This is a genomic window from Citrobacter sp. CK181 (genome assembly GCF_030333595.1).
Taxonomy (GTDB): Bacteria; Pseudomonadota; Gammaproteobacteria; order Enterobacterales; family Enterobacteriaceae; genus Citrobacter_B; species Citrobacter_B koseri.
On sequence record NZ_JAOWFN010000006.1, the window covers coordinates 474,212 to 492,200 of the forward strand.

The 17,989-nt window shown below is 53.1% G+C and carries 20 protein-coding genes; 11 read left to right on the top strand and 9 right to left on the bottom strand.

What is annotated here, in order from left to right; translation table 11 throughout:
- Positions 1 to 112: 112 nt before the first annotated feature.
- Positions 113 to 1,090 (bottom strand): elongation factor P--(R)-beta-lysine ligase, encoded by a 978-nt coding sequence (gene epmA / locus OGW17_RS02725; protein ID WP_012134451.1) that lies wholly within the window; start codon positions 1,088 to 1,090, stop codon positions 113 to 115.
- Positions 1,091 to 1,414: 324 nt separating this feature from the next.
- Here epmA and frdA point away from each other — a divergent pair, with 324 nt between their 5' ends.
- The 5 genes from frdA to OGW17_RS02750 all read left to right on the top strand — a co-directional run bounded on the left by frdA (position 1,415) and on the right by OGW17_RS02750 (position 5,352).
- Positions 1,415 to 3,199 carry a fumarate reductase (quinol) flavoprotein subunit gene (gene frdA, locus OGW17_RS02730; RefSeq protein ID WP_047459485.1) on the top strand — a complete coding sequence of 595 codons (1,785 nt, stop codon included), beginning with the start codon at positions 1,415 to 1,417 and terminating at the stop codon, positions 3,197 to 3,199.
- The gene (frdB, locus tag OGW17_RS02735; RefSeq protein WP_012134453.1) at positions 3,199 to 3,933 is read left to right on the top strand and encodes a fumarate reductase iron-sulfur protein; all 735 of its coding nucleotides are present in this window, start codon (positions 3,199 to 3,201) and stop codon (positions 3,931 to 3,933) included. Before frdA ends, frdB begins: the two co-directional genes overlap by 1 nt.
- 10 nt (positions 3,934 to 3,943) lie before the next feature.
- Positions 3,944 to 4,339, top strand: coding sequence for a fumarate reductase subunit FrdC (gene frdC, locus OGW17_RS02740; protein WP_012134454.1), 396 nt, complete (start codon positions 3,944 to 3,946; stop codon positions 4,337 to 4,339).
- Positions 4,340 to 4,349: 10 nt separating this feature from the next.
- Positions 4,350 to 4,709, top strand: a complete 360-nt coding sequence (gene frdD, locus OGW17_RS02745; protein ID WP_012134455.1) for a fumarate reductase subunit FrdD — start codon at positions 4,350 to 4,352, stop codon at positions 4,707 to 4,709.
- A 109-nt stretch (positions 4,710 to 4,818) separates the two neighbouring features.
- Positions 4,819 to 5,352, top strand: coding sequence for a lipocalin family protein (locus OGW17_RS02750; protein WP_047459488.1), 534 nt, complete (start codon positions 4,819 to 4,821; stop codon positions 5,350 to 5,352).
- Between the two features lie 16 nt (positions 5,353 to 5,368).
- Here OGW17_RS02750 and sugE read toward each other — a convergent pair whose 3' ends face one another.
- The gene (gene sugE / locus OGW17_RS02755) at positions 5,369 to 5,686 is read right to left on the bottom strand and encodes a quaternary ammonium compound efflux SMR transporter SugE (RefSeq protein ID WP_012134457.1); all 318 of its coding nucleotides are present in this window, start codon (positions 5,684 to 5,686) and stop codon (positions 5,369 to 5,371) included.
- Between the two features lie 255 nt (positions 5,687 to 5,941).
- Here sugE and OGW17_RS02760 point away from each other — a divergent pair, with 255 nt between their 5' ends.
- The gene (locus OGW17_RS02760) at positions 5,942 to 6,541 is read left to right on the top strand and encodes a LuxR C-terminal-related transcriptional regulator (protein ID WP_049011510.1); all 600 of its coding nucleotides are present in this window, start codon (positions 5,942 to 5,944) and stop codon (positions 6,539 to 6,541) included.
- Positions 6,542 to 6,571: 30 nt separating this feature from the next.
- On the opposite strand, the gene ecnB is transcribed toward OGW17_RS02760, so the two are convergent.
- The 3 genes from ecnB to efp form a co-directional block, all read right to left on the bottom strand.
- Complete coding sequence (ecnB, locus tag OGW17_RS02765) at positions 6,572 to 6,718, bottom strand: lipoprotein toxin entericidin B (protein WP_024130801.1); 147 nt, start codon at positions 6,716 to 6,718, stop codon at positions 6,572 to 6,574.
- A 108-nt stretch (positions 6,719 to 6,826) separates the two neighbouring features.
- A complete protein-coding gene (locus OGW17_RS02770) occupies positions 6,827 to 6,961 on the bottom strand; it encodes an entericidin A/B family lipoprotein (RefSeq protein WP_049011509.1) in 135 nt (44 codons plus the stop codon).
- 189 nt (positions 6,962 to 7,150) lie between these two features.
- Positions 7,151 to 7,717 carry an elongation factor P gene (gene efp, locus OGW17_RS02775; protein ID WP_012134461.1) on the bottom strand — a complete coding sequence of 189 codons (567 nt, stop codon included), beginning with the start codon at positions 7,715 to 7,717 and terminating at the stop codon, positions 7,151 to 7,153.
- Positions 7,718 to 7,758: 41 nt separating this feature from the next.
- Here efp and epmB point away from each other — a divergent pair, with 41 nt between their 5' ends.
- Positions 7,759 to 8,787 carry an EF-P beta-lysylation protein EpmB gene (gene epmB / locus OGW17_RS02780; protein ID WP_047459494.1) on the top strand — a complete coding sequence of 343 codons (1,029 nt, stop codon included), beginning with the start codon at positions 7,759 to 7,761 and terminating at the stop codon, positions 8,785 to 8,787.
- Positions 8,788 to 8,970: 183 nt separating this feature from the next.
- Positions 8,971 to 9,834 (top strand): YjeJ family protein, encoded by an 864-nt coding sequence (locus tag OGW17_RS02785; RefSeq protein WP_071257322.1) that lies wholly within the window; start codon positions 8,971 to 8,973, stop codon positions 9,832 to 9,834.
- Between the two features lie 179 nt (positions 9,835 to 10,013).
- On the opposite strand, the gene OGW17_RS02790 is transcribed toward OGW17_RS02785, so the two are convergent.
- The 3 genes from OGW17_RS02790 to OGW17_RS02800 form a co-directional block, all read right to left on the bottom strand.
- The gene (locus OGW17_RS02790; protein ID WP_071257320.1) at positions 10,014 to 10,367 is read right to left on the bottom strand and encodes a DUF4156 domain-containing protein; all 354 of its coding nucleotides are present in this window, start codon (positions 10,365 to 10,367) and stop codon (positions 10,014 to 10,016) included.
- A gap of 259 nt (positions 10,368 to 10,626) precedes the next feature.
- Positions 10,627 to 12,273, bottom strand: a complete 1,647-nt coding sequence (gene groL / locus OGW17_RS02795) for a chaperonin GroEL (RefSeq protein WP_012134466.1) — start codon at positions 12,271 to 12,273, stop codon at positions 10,627 to 10,629.
- A 43-nt stretch (positions 12,274 to 12,316) separates the two neighbouring features.
- Positions 12,317 to 12,610, bottom strand: coding sequence for a co-chaperone GroES (locus tag OGW17_RS02800; RefSeq protein ID WP_000027827.1), 294 nt, complete (start codon positions 12,608 to 12,610; stop codon positions 12,317 to 12,319).
- Between the two features lie 275 nt (positions 12,611 to 12,885).
- Here OGW17_RS02800 and yjeH point away from each other — a divergent pair, with 275 nt between their 5' ends.
- The gene (gene yjeH, locus OGW17_RS02805) at positions 12,886 to 14,136 is read left to right on the top strand and encodes an L-methionine/branched-chain amino acid transporter (protein ID WP_071257317.1); all 1,251 of its coding nucleotides are present in this window, start codon (positions 12,886 to 12,888) and stop codon (positions 14,134 to 14,136) included.
- Between the two features lie 84 nt (positions 14,137 to 14,220).
- On the opposite strand, the gene OGW17_RS02810 is transcribed toward yjeH, so the two are convergent.
- The gene (locus OGW17_RS02810) at positions 14,221 to 14,697 is read right to left on the bottom strand and encodes an FxsA family protein (protein WP_071257314.1); all 477 of its coding nucleotides are present in this window, start codon (positions 14,695 to 14,697) and stop codon (positions 14,221 to 14,223) included.
- Positions 14,698 to 15,035: 338 nt separating this feature from the next.
- On the opposite strand from OGW17_RS02810, the gene aspA reads away from it, so the two are divergent.
- Together aspA and dcuA are read left to right on the top strand one after the other, a co-directional pair.
- Positions 15,036 to 16,472: an aspartate ammonia-lyase gene (gene aspA, locus OGW17_RS02815; protein WP_024130804.1), complete on the top strand. Its 1,437-nt coding sequence runs from the start codon at positions 15,036 to 15,038 to the stop codon at positions 16,470 to 16,472.
- Between the two features lie 114 nt (positions 16,473 to 16,586).
- Positions 16,587 to 17,888, top strand: coding sequence for an anaerobic C4-dicarboxylate transporter DcuA (gene dcuA / locus OGW17_RS02820; protein WP_012134471.1), 1,302 nt, complete (start codon positions 16,587 to 16,589; stop codon positions 17,886 to 17,888).
- Positions 17,889 to 17,989 lie beyond the last annotated feature (101 nt).

Below are 17,989 nucleotides of genomic sequence, written 5' to 3' on the forward strand. Positions count from 1 at the left end.
TGGTATCAAACATCCAGACTTATATTGTGGCTATAAGAGGGGAATTGAAAAAATGTGCTACAAAATGGCGCTCATTGCGCCATTTTGTTTCGCAAAAGAGGGGTTTTCGGATTTATGCCCGATCAACGGTAAAAGCGATAACCTCAGCGAGGCTTTCCGCCCCCAGCGCCAGCATCACCAGACGATCCACGCCCAGCGCCACGCCGGAACAGTCAGGCATCCCCACCTTCAGCGCCTCCAGCAGATTGTTATCGATAGGCTGCTGCGGTAAGCCTCGCGCGGCGCGCTTACGGTTATCCTGCTCGAAGCGTTGCTGCTGCTCGCGCGCATCCGTCAGTTCGTGGAAACCATTCGCCAGCTCAATACCTTTGAAGTAAACCTCGAAGCGTTCAGCCACCCGATGGTCTTCAGTGCTGATTTGCGCCAGCGATGCCTGGCTTGCCGGAAAATGGTACACAAACGTCGGCTTCTCTTTGCCAATGTGCGGTTCCACGCCCATAGTAAACAGCAGTTGCAGCAGCGTATCGCGATCTTCTTCGGTATCCGCGATATTGCTTAAATCCAGCTTCGCCGCCGCTTCACGCAGTTGAGTTTTATCCGCAGACAGCGGATCAATCTCCAGATGGCGCTGAAACACCTGCTGGTAAGAAAGACTCTCCGCAGGTTGACATTCCAGCACCTGTTGCAGCAGGTCGTCCACTTCGTTCATCAAACGGTACATGTCGTAGTGGGGACGATACCACTCCAGCATGGTGAATTCCGGGTTGTGATGACGCCCCATCTCTTCGTTGCGAAAGCTACGGCACAGCTGGAAAACCGGGCCGCATCCCGCCACCAGCAGGCGTTTCATGTGGTATTCCGGGCTGGTCATCAGATAGAGGTTCATGCCCTGAGAGTGGCCTGGGCCGACGAAACGCGTTTCGAACGGGAACAGATGAATGTCCGTTACCGTCGCCTGGCTCATGCAGGGCGTCTCAACCTCCAGCACTCCACGATCGGCAAAGAAACGACGGATCTCCGTCATAATTGCTGCACGTTTTAACAGGTTAGGAATGGACGCGCTCGGCTGCCAGGTTGCCGTTTCGCTCATGGTACTTTCTCCGATTTAAGACAAGGGCACGAAGTCTACTCGTAACACGCCAGTGAAACAAATTTTGTGCGGGAATAATGCGCTCCGCCGGAAAAGTAAAAAAAGTGAAGCCAGGTGGTTTAGTAATTAAATTAATCAGAATCAATGATAAATCGACCCATTGATGCGCTAAAAAAATCGAACACGTCAAATTTCCCTCACATCCGTAAGACTATACTGTTGTACCTATAAAGGAGCAGTGGAAACGCGTTCGCAACCCGCATCAATCAGGAGTTCAATCTGATGGTGTACGGGGACGAAATAACAACAATCTGGAGGAATGTCGTGCAAACCTTTCAAGCCGATCTTGCCATTATAGGCGCCGGTGGCGCGGGATTACGTGCTGCAATAGCTGCCGCGCAGGCGAATCCTAACGCTAAAATCGCACTGATCTCAAAAGTGTACCCGATGCGCAGCCACACCGTTGCTGCCGAAGGGGGTTCAGCCGCTGTCGCCCAGGATCATGACAGCTTTGACTACCATTTTCACGATACGGTAGCGGGCGGAGACTGGCTGTGTGAACAGGATGTCGTGGATTACTTTGTCCACCATTGTCCAACTGAAATGACGCAACTTGAGCAATGGGGTTGCCCGTGGAGCCGTCGCCCGGACGGCAGCGTCAACGTACGTCGTTTCGGCGGTATGAAAATTGAGCGTACCTGGTTTGCCGCAGATAAAACCGGCTTCCATATGCTGCATACCCTGTTCCAGACCTCTTTGCAGTTCCCACAAATCCAACGCTTTGATGAACACTTCGTCCTGGATATCCTGGTCGATGACGGTCATGCCCGTGGCCTCGTGGCCATGAACATGATGGAAGGCACGCTTGTGCAGATCCGCGCCAACGCGGTGGTGATGGCTACCGGCGGCGCAGGCCGCGTGTATCGCTACAACACCAACGGCGGCATCGTGACCGGCGACGGTATGGGCATGGCGCTGGGCCACGGCGTACCGCTGCGTGATATGGAATTCGTTCAGTATCACCCGACCGGTCTGCCGGGTTCCGGTATCCTGATGACCGAAGGCTGCCGTGGTGAAGGCGGTATTCTGGTCAACAAAAATGGCTACCGCTATTTGCAGGATTACGGCATGGGCCCGGAAACGCCGCTTGGCGAGCCGAAAAACAAATACATGGAACTGGGGCCGCGCGACAAAGTGTCTCAGGCGTTCTGGCACGAATGGCGCAAAGGCAACACCATTTCCACGCCGCGTGGCGATGTGGTTTACCTCGACTTGCGCCATCTGGGCGAGAAAAAACTGCTCGAACGTTTACCGTTCATCTGCGAACTGGCGAAAGCCTACGTGGGCGTCGATCCGGTTAAAGAGCCGATTCCGGTTCGTCCGACCGCGCACTACACCATGGGCGGCATCGAAACCGATCAGAATTGCGAAACCCGCATTAAAGGTCTGTTTGCCGTTGGCGAGTGCTCCTCTGTGGGTCTGCACGGCGCTAACCGTCTGGGTTCTAACTCTCTGGCGGAACTGGTGGTCTTTGGCCGTCTGGCGGGCGAACAAGCAATGGAACGCGCCTCAACCGCAGGCACGGCTAACGACGCCGCGCTTGATGCGCAGGTTGCGGGCGTTGAACAACGTCTGAAAGACCTCGTTAACCAGGAAGGCAACGAGAACTGGGCGAAAATCCGCGATGAAATGGGCCTGTCGATGGAAGAAGGTTGCGGTATCTACCGTACGCCGGAACTCATGCAGAAAACCGTGGATAAGCTGGCGGAGTTGCAGGAACGTTTCAAGCGTGTTCGTATCACCGACACCTCCAGCGTATTCAACACCGACCTGCTGTACACCATCGAGCTGGGTCATGGTCTGAACGTAGCGGAATGTATGGCGCACTCCGCGCTGGCACGTAAAGAATCACGCGGCGCTCACCAGCGTCTGGACGAAGGCTGCACCGAGCGTGACGACGTCAACTTCCTCAAACATACCCTCGCCTTCCGCGATGCTGATGGCACAACTCGCCTGGAATACAGCGACGTGAAAATCACCACTCTGCCACCGGCAAAACGTGTGTATGGCGCTGAAGCGGAAGCCGCCGATAAGAAGGAGAAGGCGTAATGTCTGAGATGAAAAACCTGAAAATTGAGGTGGTGCGCTATAACCCGGAAACCGACACCGCGCCGCACAGTGCTTTCTACGAAGTGCCTTACGATGAAGCGACGTCGCTGCTGGATGCGTTAGGCTACATCAAAGATAACCTGGCGCCAGACCTGAGCTACCGCTGGTCCTGCCGTATGGCGATCTGCGGCTCTTGCGGCATGATGGTTAACAACGTGCCAAAACTGGCGTGCAAAACCTTCCTGCGTGATTACACCAAGGGTATGAAGGTTGAAGCCCTGGGGAACTTCCCGATCGAACGCGATCTGGTCGTCGATATGACGCACTTTATCGAGAGCCTGGAAGCGATCAAACCGTACATCATCGGCAACCCGCGTACGCCGGATCAGGGGCCAAATACCCAGACCCCGGCGCAGATGGCGAAGTATCACCAGTTCTCCGGTTGCATCAACTGTGGTCTGTGCTACGCCGCGTGCCCGCAATTCGGCCTGAACCCTGAGTTCATCGGCCCGGCGGCGATCACGCTGGCGCATCGTTATAACGAAGACAGCCGCGACCACGGTAAGAAGGAGCGTATGGCGCAGTTAAACGGTCAGAACGGCGTATGGACCTGTACCTTCGTGGGCTACTGCTCCGAAGTCTGTCCGAAACACGTCGATCCGGCTGCGGCCATTCAGCAGGGTAAAGTGGAAAGTTCGAAAGACTTTCTTATCGCCACCCTGAAACCACGCTAAGGAGTGCAACATGACGACTAAACGCAAAGCCTATGTGCGGCCAATGACGTCCACCTGGTGGAAAAAACTGCCGTTTTATCGCTTTTACATGCTGCGCGAAGGCACGGCGGTTCCGGCAGTCTGGTTCAGCATTGAACTGATTTTCGGCCTGTTTGCCCTCAAACATGGCGCGGAATCCTGGATGGGCTTCGTTGGCTTCCTGCAAAACCCGGTAGTGGTGATCTTAAACCTGATCGCCCTGGCGGCAGCCTTGCTGCACACCAAAACCTGGTTCGAGCTGGCGCCAAAAGCCGCCAACATCATTGTTAAAGACGAAAAAATGGGGCCAGAGCCGATCATTAAAGGTCTCTGGGTTGTTACTGCGGTTGTCACCGTAGTCATACTGTATGTTGCCCTGTACTGGTAAGGAGTCCGGGATGATTAATCCAAATCCAAAACGCTCTGACGAACCCGTATTCTGGGGCCTGTTCGGTGCAGGTGGTATGTGGGGCGCGATTATTGCGCCGGTAATGGTTCTGTTGGTGGGTATTCTGCTGCCGCTGGGACTTTTCCCGGGCGATGCGCTGAGCTATGAACGCGTACTGGCGTTCGCCCAGAGCTTCATTGGCCGCGCGTTCCTGTTCCTGATGATCGTCCTGCCGCTGTGGTGCGGTTTACACCGTATGCACCATGCGATGCATGACCTGAAAATCCATGTGCCAAGCGGCAAATGGGTATTCTACGGTCTGGCGGCGATTCTGACCGTTGTTACGGCAATCGGTATCCTCACAATCTAAGCCATACGCCCTCTTATCTGCGCGATAAGAGGGCGCTTTTTTATTTCCCCTTCTCCCTTATTTTTCCCGCCAGGTTCTACACTTAGAAAAAACCGCTAAGGAAAATCCCATGCGCCTGCTGCCTGTCGTTGCCGCCGTTACCGCTGCGTTTCTGGTCGTCGCGTGTAGCACGCCTGTCCCGCCCAGGGGCGTTACCGTTGTCACTGACTTTGATGCCAGACGCTACATGGGCACCTGGTATGAAATCGCGCGTTTCGATCACCGCTTCGAAAGTGGTCTTGAAAAAGTGACGACAACCTACAGTCTGCGGGACGACGGTGGCCTGAACGTCCTCAACAAAGGCTACAACCCGGACAGGGGCATGTGGCAGAAAACAGAAGGGAAAGCCTGGTTTACGGGCGACCCCAGCCGCGCCGCGCTGAAAGTATCGTTCTTCGGCCCTTTCTACGGCGGGTATAACGTCATTGCGATCGACAGAGAGTACCGCCATGCGCTGGTGTGCGGCCCGGATCGCGACTACCTGTGGATACTCTCACGCACGCCGACGCTCTCCGAAGAGATGAAGCAGCAGATGCTGGCCGTCGCGACCCGGGAAGGGTTTGATGTCAGTAAATTAATCTGGGTAAAACAACCCGGCGCTTAACGCTTTTCCCGGAGGATTAGTGAGCGCTGAGCTTCAGCCCAATAATCCCCGCTACGATCAGCGCAAGGCTCGCCAGACGCGCAGGACTGGCGGATTCGCCAAGCAGCAAAATGCCGGTGATGGCAGCCCCTACCGCGCCGATGCCCGTCCAGACCGCGTATGCCGTGCCAACCGGCAGGGTTTTCATCGCCCATGACAACAGCGCCATACTGACAATCATCGCCGCAATGGTAATGACGCTGGGCGTCAGGCGACTGAATCCGTGGGTATATTTCAGGCCGACCGCCCAAACGACTTCAAGCAGACCCGCAATGAACAAAATTATCCAGGACATATCTGGCTCCAGAAAAATGGGGCCGTCCCCGGTGAAAGATACATTTGCAGGTCGTCCTGCAAAGCAGAGGTGTGAGAAAGCATTTTTGCCTGCGAAAAAATCAAATTCAACCCTTTTATTTTCCACCGTCGCAAAAGCATGAATTGGGCGCAATTCGCAGCGCAGTTCACGCATTCGACGCTCATCGGACTTCTCTATGATGAGACGCTTTCTGAGGTCAGGAAGCCATCGCCTACTTCTGGATGCGGAAAGTTTATGTTAAAAATTTTAGTGATTGACCGCTGCCATTTCACCCGCACGGGGATAGAGGCCTGGCTTAATCATTCTGGCTTATTTGATTCTTCGTTCCTGGTATCAGGGTTGAATAACCTGCTACTGGCAAAAGAGCATATTTCCCAGTGGAAACCTCATCTGGTTATCGCTGACTTATATAGTTTTTTCAACTACAGCCACTCTTTTAAGCCAGCAGCGCCGCTCCTGATGGCCTGCGGAGCCACGCCTTTAATTTTGCTGCAATCAGGCGGCGGACAGTACCAGGCCGATAGCGACCCGCTGTATCAGGTTCATGCCGTAGTGTCGAAACAGGCCACGCTGCATGAACTATCGCGGAATATTCAGGACGTGCTGCTTGCCCAGTCCGTTACTGACACGCCAAAAACCGCCACGCCGCTGCTTACGCCGCAGGAGGAAAAGGTGCTGACAATGTGGATGGAAGGTGCGGGAAACAACGCAATCGCGGCTGCGCTCGGTATTCACGGCAAAACGGTCTACACCTACAAACGCAATATCCGCATGAAATTGCATATGGATAATCGCTACTCGCCGTTTTTATCCTTACCGGAGCAAATCAATTAACGGTACGACGCCACGCCGTACCGTTCACATTTATTGCTGGGCTCTGGTCGCGGCGCCTGAAATGGCGCTGCCGCCTTCAGAGATATCCTGCCCAACGCCGCGTGTTGTATTACACGCAGTTAGCACGGAAGAAAGCACCAAAACAGAAAAGATCGCTGCAATTGTTTTCTTAACCATAACGTCTTCCTTTTCTAGCCAATGTTGTTTGTGTATAGCCACTTAAGCATAGACAAGATCCCGCAATGTGACGGGCGTTCGACGATTTTTTAAGACACCTGGAAATAATTAGCTGGCAGCGTGAGAGATAGAATTGCCGAGATGTTTGATGTCTTCACCAAAGCCACGCGCGGTATTACACCCCGTCAGCAACACGCCGGTGAAAAGGATGAGTGCTACAAGACTGATAAGACGTTTCATCATTCCTGCCCTGGAAAAGGTATGGCGCAGCTCAATGCCGCACCATAAATTCAACTTAGCAAATTGCTGACAAACTCCACGTCTGTTTTACCGGATGGCGTTAATACCCATGCGTCACGCAGTCGCCGTAGGCCCGATAAACTTGCGCCATCGGGCATTTCAGACGTTGTCATCAATCTTAATATCAGCGTCTTATTTAACGCGGGATACGTATTCGCCAGAGCGCGTATCCACTTTGATCACTTCGCCAATCTGGACGAACAGCGGAACTTTAACCACTGCGCCAGTAGACAGCGTAGCCGGTTTGCCGCCAGTACCTGCGGTATCGCCTTTCAGGCCTGGATCGGTATCTACAATTTCCAGCTCAACAAAGTTCGGCGGGGTCACGGTGATCGGCTGGCCGTTCCACAGGGTCACGATGCACTCAGCCTGATCCAGCAGCCATTTCGCGCTGTCGCCGATCGCTTTGGCGTCAGCAGACAGTTGTTCGAACGTTTCGTTGTTCATGAAGTGCCAGAACTCACCGTCGTTGTACAGGTAAGTCAGGTTCATATCGACAACATCAGCACCTTCAGCAGAGTCGGTGGATTTGAAGGTTTTCTCTACACGAGTGCCGGTCAGCAGGCGGCGCAGTTTAACGCGTGCGAATGCCTGGCCTTTACCCGGTTTAACGAATTCACTGGCTTCAACCGCATAAGGTTCGCCGTCCAACATGATTTTAAGACCAGCACGAAAATCGTTGCTATAGTACGTTGCCATAAGGCCCTCTGAAAATTGTTAACTGGTAGCTAAGCCACAAAATGGCGCATATTGTAACCCTAAATACCCCATCCAGAGAAGATTGGTTAGCGCAACTTGCCGATGTTGTGACCAATCCCGATGAACTACTGCATCTTTTGAATATAGACGCAGATGAAAAACTGTTGGCCGGACGCGACGCCAAACGCCTGTTCGCCCTGCGCGTACCGCGATCTTTCATCGCGCGTATGGAGAAAGGCAATCCCAACGATCCGCTTCTGCGTCAGGTACTTACCTCGCAGGACGAATTCGTAACCGCCCCCGGTTTTTCCACCGACCCGCTGGAAGAGCAGCACAGCGTCGTGCCCGGATTACTGCACAAATACCGCAACCGTGCGTTGCTGCTGGTGAAAGGCGGATGCGCGGTAAATTGCCGCTACTGCTTCCGTCGCCACTTCCCGTATGCGGATAATCAGGGCAACAAACGCAACTGGCAGGTCGCGCTGGACTACATCGCCGCACACCCTGAGCTGGATGAGATCATCTTCTCCGGCGGCGATCCTTTGATGGCGAAAGATCACGAACTGGACTGGTTGCTTACGCAACTGGAAACGATCCCGCACATCAAACGGCTACGTATCCACAGTCGTTTGCCGATCGTGATCCCCGCGCGCATTACGGATGGGCTGGCAGCCCGCTTTGCGCGCTCTTCTCTGCAAATTCTGCTGGTGAACCACATCAACCACGCCAACGAAATTGACGACACGTTCCGTCAGGCCATGACGACGCTGCGCAACGCGGGCGTTACCCTGCTCAACCAGAGCGTACTGCTACGCGGGGTGAACGATAACGCGCAAACGCTGGCAAACCTCAGCAATGCGCTGTTTGACGCCGGCGTCATGCCCTACTACCTGCATGTGCTGGATAAAGTTCAGGGCGCGGCGCATTTCATGGTGAGCGACGATGAAGCGCGGCGAATTATGCGTGAACTGCTGACGCGGGTATCCGGTTATATGGTGCCCAGACTGGCGCGTGAAATTGGCGGGGAGCCGAGCAAAACACCATTAGATTTGCAGTTACGCCAGCAATAATTGTTCAAACGAGTGTCCGGTTTCGGACACTCGCCCTTAAAATCGCTTATTTGAATCCGTTCATATAGCGCGACGCTTTCCATATTATGTTATTTTAATAACATAACACACTGAATATATTTCAAAATTATATATTGATTCAAATTAAGTTACCTGATTAATAATTGGTTAGGGAGAACCTTTATGGCGATGAGTATCAAAGGCGTTAATACGGGCGTTATTCGCAAAGCGAATGAGTTTATTGCGCTGGCATTAAAAATAAAAGAACCGAGGAATAAGGAGTCGTTGTTTTTCCTGACGGCACTGGAATTAAGAGATCTGCTGATCGCTCTGGAAAGCAGGCTGCACCAGAAGCATCATCTGTCCCCCAACGCTCGCCAACAATATGAAAAAGCACGGGATAGAGTCAGTAAAAAAATGCTTGAGAGCATTCCGGCCATTCAGGAAGAGGAACTCAAAAACGCAGATATTAATCGCCGGGTGAATACATTAACGCTGGTAGACGACCAGAGCGAAAACGTCATGCTTTCTTTTACGCTGCATGACGGTAAAACATGCGAGCTGATGATTAATGAATTACAGATTGACGTTCTGGTGCGCGCAATTATTCGCGCTATAGATAATGCCGGTATGCGTGAGCTGGTGCTGCGTATTACATCACTACTGGATTTTCTGCCATTATATGATGCCGACTGTCTGGATAACGGTAATCTGGAATATGACGCCTACGCGCAACCTGAATGGAAGCACAATCTCTTCAGCCATTATCTGGCGGTGCTCTATCGTTATACCGATGAGACAGGTAAAACACATTTTAGCGGCGCCGTGGTGAAAAACCGCACCCCTTCTGGCAGCAAAGAGGCAGAGGCCATTTCACGCCGACTGCTTGATTTCAGCCCACGGCTGAAGAAGCTGGCCGGGAAACCGTGCCAGGTGTTTGTCAGAACGCTAACCGCTGATAAGACGCACAAACTCACTCAGGAGCAGTGCCTGCGCGCGTTGCATCATTTACGCGTTCAGTCGGTTGAGAAAGCGAAAAACGCCTGATGGCGCTGCGCTTATCCGGCCTACGACCACATGCGCCTGTATAGACCCACTGTATTACACAAAATCATTCAACCTGCATCGCAGCGGCAAGCAAAGAAATCCCCAGCAGCACAGATAACTATGTGACTGGGGTTTCACAGCGCAGCCAACAAAGAGGCAGGTTGAAGAATGAAGTGTAATCAGTTAGGGCACTTATAAACCTGACCGTTCATTTCACTGGCGGTCGGGACAAAGCTGGACAACATTCCCTGCGTTGGGCTGCTGACGCCATAAATCACATTTCCGCCCATTGCCGCAGCCTGGTTACGCAGGTCGTTCGCTGCACCACGCATAGAGCCGCCCTCTTCACCGTGCTGACCAGAAAGCCAGTTGCTTTGCTTACCGGTCGCAGTGCCGATCAACTGGCACTCTGCGCCAGGCTTGTCTTCCACAAAACGCACACTTTGCCCGGCAGTGGTCAGTTGGTTGCTGGAGCTACAACCCGCCATCAGCAGCGCAGCACCGACGATCCCTGCTAAATATTTTACGTGCATGTTATTCCCCATAATCAATGAGCTGGACGCCACTCACGTCGTCCATGTCTGAATCTTATACTAAAAAGATGACCAAAAGAAAAACCCCCGAACATTTCTGCCCGGGGGTTTCTAAATTCTGGGAGATGAGCACCCAAATCATTCTGGTTGCAGGGAGGCGGCCAGTTTGTTAATCCCCAGAAGCTTACTCAAGTAAGTGACTGGGGTTAGCAAACGCAGCCAACGCCTCTGCGGCCTGAAGGATGCAGGGTGTGGGCAATTACATCATGCCGCCCATTCCACCCATACCGCCCATGCCACCGGCTGCGCCTAAGTCAGGAGCATCGCCTTTCGGCAGGTCAGTTACCATGCACTCGGTAGTGATCATCAGACCAGCCACGGATGCCGCGTACTGCAAAGCAGAACGGGTTACTTTGGTCGGGTCCAGGATACCCATATCGATCATGTTGCCGTATTCTTCGGTTGCTGCGTTGTAACCGTAGTTGCCGTCGCCGCTTTTAACGGTGTTAGCCACAACAGACGGTTCTTCGCCGCAGTTCAGCACGATCTGACGCAGCGGGGATTCCATTGCGCGCAGCGCAACTTTGATACCCACGTTCTGGTCTTCGTTCTGGCCTTTGAGTTCCGCAATTTTAGACGCGACGCGAATCAGCGCAACACCACCACCAGCAACCACGCCTTCTTCAACCGCAGCACGGGTCGCGTGCAGGGCATCTTCAACGCGTGCTTTTTTCTCTTTCATTTCAACTTCGGTCGCAGCGCCAACTTTGATAACCGCAACACCGCCTGCCAGTTTCGCTACGCGCTCTTGCAGTTTTTCACGGTCGTAATCGGAAGTGGCTTCTTCGATCTGCTGACGGATCTGAGTGACACGGCCCTGGATCGCAGACTCTTCACCCACGCCATCAATGATGGTGGTGGTGTCTTTGTTGATCACAACGCGTTTTGCCTGACCCAGGTCTTCCAGGGTAGATTTTTCCAGCTCCATACCGATCTCTTCAGAGATGACGGTACCACCGGTCAGGGTTGCGATATCTTGCAGCATTGCTTTACGACGATCACCGAAGCCCGGCGCTTTAACCGCCGCCACTTTCACGATGCCGCGCATGGTGTTAACCACCAGCGTAGCCAGCGCTTCACCTTCCACATCTTCAGCGATGATCAGCAGCGGTTTGCCTGCTTTCGCAACGGCTTCCAGAACCGGCAGCATTTCGCGGATGTTAGAGATTTTCTTATCAGCCAGCAGGATGAACGGGCTTTCCAGTTCTACTGCGCCAGTTTCCGGCTTGTTGATGAAGTAAGGAGACAGGTAGCCACGGTCGAACTGCATACCTTCAACCACGTCCAGCTCATCCTGCAAACCAGTACCGTCTTCAACGGTGATCACGCCTTCTTTACCGACTTTGTCCATCGCTTCAGCGATCAGTTTACCTACGGTTTCGTCGGAGTTAGCGGAGATAGTACCAACCTGAGCAATGGCTTTAGAATCAGAGCACGGTACGGACAGGGTTTTCAGTTCTTCAACCGCAGCAGCAACTGCTTTGTCGATACCACGTTTCAGATCCATCGGGTTCATGCCCGCAGCAACGGCTTTCAGACCTTCAGTGATGATGGACTGAGCCAGTACGGTCGCGGTGGTGGTGCCGTCGCCTGCCGCGTCGTTCGCTTTAGAGGCAACTTCTTTCACCATCTGCGCGCCCATGTTTTCGAACTTGTCTTCCAGCTCGATTTCACGCGCTACGGAAACACCATCTTTAGTGATGGTCGGCGCACCGAAAGATTTATCCAGAACCACGTTACGGCCTTTCGGACCGAGGGTCACTTTCACTGCGTCTGCCAGTACGTTTACGCCGCGCAGCATTTTCACACGAGCGTCGTTACCGAATTTTACGTCTTTAGCTGCCATTTTCTCTTTCCCTTAAATTCGTATGTTCAGTGTCGTTCGCGGATTACGCTTCAACAATTGCCAGAATGTCGCTTTCAGACATGATCAACACTTCTTCATTGTCGATCTTCTCAGATTTCACACCATAGCCATCGTTGAAAATAACGATGTCGCCAACCTTAACGTCCAGCGGCTGCACAGTACCGTTATCCAGGATGCGACCCTTACCGACAGCGATGATTTCGCCACGCGTTGATTTACCCGCTGCGGAACCGGTCAGAACAATGCCGCCAGCAGATTTGGATTCAACTTCTTTACGTTTGACGATCACACGATCATGTAACGGACGAATACTCATTGATAGCTCTCCTTTGAGAAAGTCTTTATCAGTTATGGGTGACGCCGGCCCGTGAACGGTTTCCCGGCTAGTGACCAGAGAGATGGGGATGGGTTTTTGCCCCTTCAAGGGGGCAGATGAAAAAAAATTCTTATCAGCAGAAAATCGCGCGAAAACGGTAGCTCACCTCACATTTCATAACGATTTAAGGCGGCCCGTCATAAGTAAATCCGATTGTGTTACCATCGAAAATCTGCGCAGTTGCCCAAAAATTGGGCGTAACCGGATAGTGACTCATGAGTGGACTAAAACAAGAGCTGGGACTGGCTCAGGGCGTGGGCCTGTTGTCGACATCACTGTTAGGAACCGGCGTCTTTGCCGTCCCGGCGCTGGCCGCGCTGGTGGCGGGCAATAACAGCCTGTGGGCCTGGCCTGCGCTCATCGTTTTAGTCTTTCCTGTGGCGATTGTCTTTGCCATCCTGGGGCGTCATTTCCCCAGTGCGGGCGGCGTGGCGCATTTTGTCGGGATGGCGTTTGGTTCGCGAATGGCGCGCGTCACCGGATGGCTGTTCCTGTCGGTCATCCCCGTCGGCCTGCCGGCGGCGCTGCATATCGCCGCCGGATTCGGTCAGGCGATGTTTGGCTGGCACGGCTGGCAGCTTTTACTGGCGGAATTCGGCACGCTGGCGCTGGTGTGGTTCATTGGCTCTCGCGGCGCCAGCTCCAGCGCCAACCTGCAAACGATCATTGCCGGGCTGATTGTGGCGCTGATTGTCGCCATCTGGTGGGCGGGCGATCTCAAGCCGAACAAAATTCCGTTCCCTGCCCCTGCGGATATTGAGCTGCCCGCCCTGTTCGCCGCGCTGTCGGTTATGTTCTGGTGCTTTGTCGGCCTTGAAGCGTTCGCCCATCTGGCATCGGAATTTAAAAACCCTGAACGCGATTTCCCGCGCGCGCTGATGATCGGCCTGCTGCTGGCCGGCTCCGTTTATTGGGCGTGTACGGTGGCGGTTCTGCATTTTGACGCCTACGGCGCGCAAATGGCGGCGGCAGCGTCGCTCCCTGACATCGTCGTGCGATTGTTTGGCGTACAGGCGCTGTGGGTCGCCTGCATTATTGGTTATCTGGCCTGCTTCGCCAGCCTGAATATCTATATCCAGAGTTTCGCCCGCCTTGTCTGGTCACAGGCGCAGGACAGGCCAGACCATTATCTGGCGCGCCTTTCTGCCCGCCGCGTTCCCCGCAATGCGCTGAACGCCGTACTGGGCTGTTGCGTACTCAGCACATTGTGCATTTACATCCTTGAGATCAATCTCGACGCGCTGATCGTCTATGCCAACGGCATTTTCATTATGATCTACTTGCTGTGTATGCTGGCCGGGTGTCGGTTGCTGGCAGGACGCTATCGCGCGCTGGCGGTGACTGGCGCTCTGCTGTGTCTGTTATTGCTGGCAATGGTGGGATGGAAGTGTCTGTACGCGCTGATTATGCTGACGGCGCTGTGGCTGTTTTTACCCCGCAGGTTGGCTAAGCGTCAGCAGTTGTAGGCCCGGTAAGCATAGCGCCACCGGGCATTTATGCCGGATGGCGCCGCTGAAGCGGTTTATCCGGCCTACGGTTCAACGTTTGATTTAATCCTTGCGGTCGTCTTTATGATCTAAACGGTCACGCTCGTCCTCTTTACGCTGAAACTCACCGTCAAACGTCTCGCCGCCGCCCGTTCCGGCGCTAAAACCGCCGCCAGGCATACGGGAAAAACGCAAATGCGGCAGCAACTTCATGGTCAGGTGTTTCTGCACGGGCGGCAATAAAAGAAGCAGCCCCAGGAAGTCGGTGAAGAAGCCGGGCAGCACCAGCAGCAGGCCCGCGATGATCAGCGACACGCTCTTGATCATCTCCGCCGCCGGACTTTCGCCAGCCGCCATTTTCTGCTGCATCAACAAAAAGTTCTTGAAACCCTGGTTTCGCACCAGCGACATACCAATGACCGAGGTGAAAATCACCAGGATCAGCGTCATCAGGACGCCCAGCACATGGGCGACCTGGATAAAAATAGAAATCTCAATGTAAACATAGAGAAAGATGGCAATAAACGGTATCCAGCGCAAAGGACTCTCCTGTAAATGACAGCCGTTTTCATCACGTCTGTCTGATATGGGTGCGCGATTCGCATGCGTCAGATGTTGAGACGGTTAGCAAAATTTCAAGCTGTTTGTACACTTATTTTTAGTGGTAATCCCAAAGCGGTGACCTATTTCACAAAATAATAAATAAGGGGTAACTTCCCACACTTTAAGTGATCCAGGTTACGGTAGAAATCCTGAAGCAGAATATGATCTCGAGTATCAGACCGATGCAGGGGATAATCGTCGGTCAGGAAACATTCGAAACCACATATATCCTGTGTGTTTATGTAATTATTGGCAGCTTGAAAAAGAAGGTTCACATGTTAAACAACATTCGTATCGAAGAAGATTTGTTGGGTACCAGGGAAGTTCCAGCGGATGCCTACTATGGTGTTCACACTCTGAGAGCGATTGAAAACTTCTACATTAGCAATAACAAAATCAGCGATATCCCTGAATTTGTACGCGGTATGGTAATGGTGAAAAAGGCAGCGGCCCTGGCCAACAAAGAGCTGCAAACCATCCCTAAAAGTGTGGCCAACGCCATCATTGCCGCATGTGATGAAGTCCTGAATAACGGCAAATGCATGGACCAGTTCCCGGTAGACGTTTACCAGGGCGGTGCAGGTACTTCCGTCAACATGAACACCAACGAAGTGCTGGCCAATATCGGGCTGGAACTGATGGGTCATCAGAAAGGTGAATATCAGTACCTGAACCCGAACGACCATGTGAATAAATGTCAGTCCACCAACGACGCCTATCCGACCGGTTTCCGTGTTGCCGTTTACGCGTCTATCGTCAAACTCATTGATGCAATCAATCAGTTGCGTGAAGGCTTCGAGCGTAAAGCCGTTGAGTTCCAGGACATCCTGAAAATGGGTCGTACCCAGTTGCAGGATGCTGTACCGATGACCCTCGGCCAGGAATTCCGCGCTTTCAGCGTACTGCTGAAAGAAGAAGTGAAAAGCATTGAACGTACTGCTGAGCTGCTGCTGGAAGTTAACCTCGGCGCGACGGCAATCGGTACTGGCCTGAACACCCCGAAAGAATACTCTCCGCTGGCGGTGCAGAAACTGGCTGAAGTCACTGGCTTTGCCTGCGTACCGGCAGAAGACCTGATTGAAGCAACGTCCGACTGCGGCGCTTATGTCATGGTACACAGCGCGCTGAAACGCCTGGCTGTGAAGATGTCCAAAATCTGTAACGACCTGCGTTTGCTCTCCTCAGGCCCACGCGCGGGTCTGAACGAGATCAACCTGCCGGAACTACAGGCGGGCTCTTCTATCATGCCAGCGAAAGTAAACCCGGTAGTACCGGAAGTTGTTAACCAGGTATGCTTCAAAGTCATCGGTAACGACACCACCGTAACGATGGCAGCCGAAGCAGGCCAGTTGCAGCTGAATGTAATGGAGCCGGTTATCGGCCAGGCGATGTTCGAATCTATCCACATTCTGAGCAATGCCTGCTACAACCTGCTGGAAAAATGCATTAACGGCATTACCGCAAACAAAGAAGTGTGCGAAGGATACGTTTATAACTCCATCGGCATCGTCACCTACCTCAACCCGTTCATCGGCCACCACAACGGCGACATCGTTGGTAAGATTTGCGCCGAGACCGGTAAGAGCGTCCGTGAAGTGGTGCTGGAGCGCGGCCTGTTGACTGAAGCAGAGCTGGACGATATTTTCTCCGCACAGAACCTGATGCACCCGGCTTACAAAGCAAAACGTTATACTGATGAAAGCGAACAGTAATCGTACAGGGTAGTAACACAGGAGGCACGTCAGATGACGTGCCTTTTTTCTTGTCATAAGTTACCAAATAACAACAATTTAATATCAACTTGTTAAACAACAAGGAAGGCTAATATGATAGTTTTAGAACTTATCATCGTTTTGCTGGCAATCTTTTTGGGTGCCAGACTTGGGGGCATCGGTATTGGATTTGCAGGTGGGCTTGGCGTTCTGGTTCTTGCAGCCATCGGCGTTAAACCAGGGAATATCCCGTTCGATGTTATTTCCATCATCATGGCGGTTATCGCTGCCATCTCCGCAATGCAGGTTGCGGGCGGTCTGGACTATCTGGTTAACCAGACGGAAAAACTGCTGCGCAAGAACCCGAAATACATCACGATCCTTGCACCGATCGTCACTTATTTCCTGACTATCTTTGCCGGTACTGGCAACATCTCTCTGGCAACCCTGCCGGTTATCGCTGAAGTGGCGAAGGAGCAAGGCATCAAACCTTGCCGTCCGCTCTCCACCGCGGTGGTTTCCGCACAGATTGCGATCACCGCATCGCCTATCTCTGCGGCGGTTGTGTACATGTCTTCCGTCATGGAAGGTCATGGCATCAGCTATATTCACCTGTTGTCCGTGGTGATTCCGTCCACTCTGCTGGCGGTACTGGTGATGTCCTTCCTGGTCACAATGCTGTTTAACTCTAAACTTTCTGACGACCCGGTTTACCGCAAACGTCTGGAAGAAGGGCTGATCGAGCTGCGCGGCGAAAAGCAAATTGAAATCAAACCGATGGCAAAAACCTCGGTCTGGCTGTTCCTGCTGGGCGTTGTCTGCGTCGTGGTTTATGCCATCGTCAACAGTCCAAGCCTCGGCCTGGTCGCAACACCGCTGATGAACACCACCAACGCGATTCTGATCATCATGCTGAGCGTCGCGACGCTGACGACCATCGTCTGCCGTGTCGAAACGGACTCCATCCTGAACTCCAGTACCTTTAAAGCGGGTATGAGCGCCTGTATCTGTATTCTGGGCGTAGCATGGTTGGGCGATACTTTCGTTTCTCACAACATCGACTGGATCAAAGACACTGCGGGTAGCGTGATTCAGGGCCATCCGTGGCTGCTGGCCGTCATCTTCTTCTTTGCTTCCGCTCTGCTGTACTCTCAGGCAGCCACAGCGAAAGCGTTGATGCCAATGGCGCTGGCGCTGAACGTCTCTCCGCTGACCGCTGTCGCGTCTTTCGCTGCGGTTTCCGGCCTGTTCATTCTGCCGACCTACCCAACGCTGGTTGCTGCGGTTCAGATGGATGACACCGGTACAACCCGTATCGGTAAATTCGTCTTTAACCACCCGTTCTTTATCCCAGGTACGCTGGGTGTTGCCCTTGCCGTTTGCTTCGGCTTCCTGCTGGGCAGCGTCATGCTGTAAGTTCTCCTCGCGGGGCGTATATGCGCCCCGCTTTCTTACCTCCGCTTTGACTAACATCCCGCCGCCTTCCGTTGTATAGTGACCACACTCTTGCTGCTCTT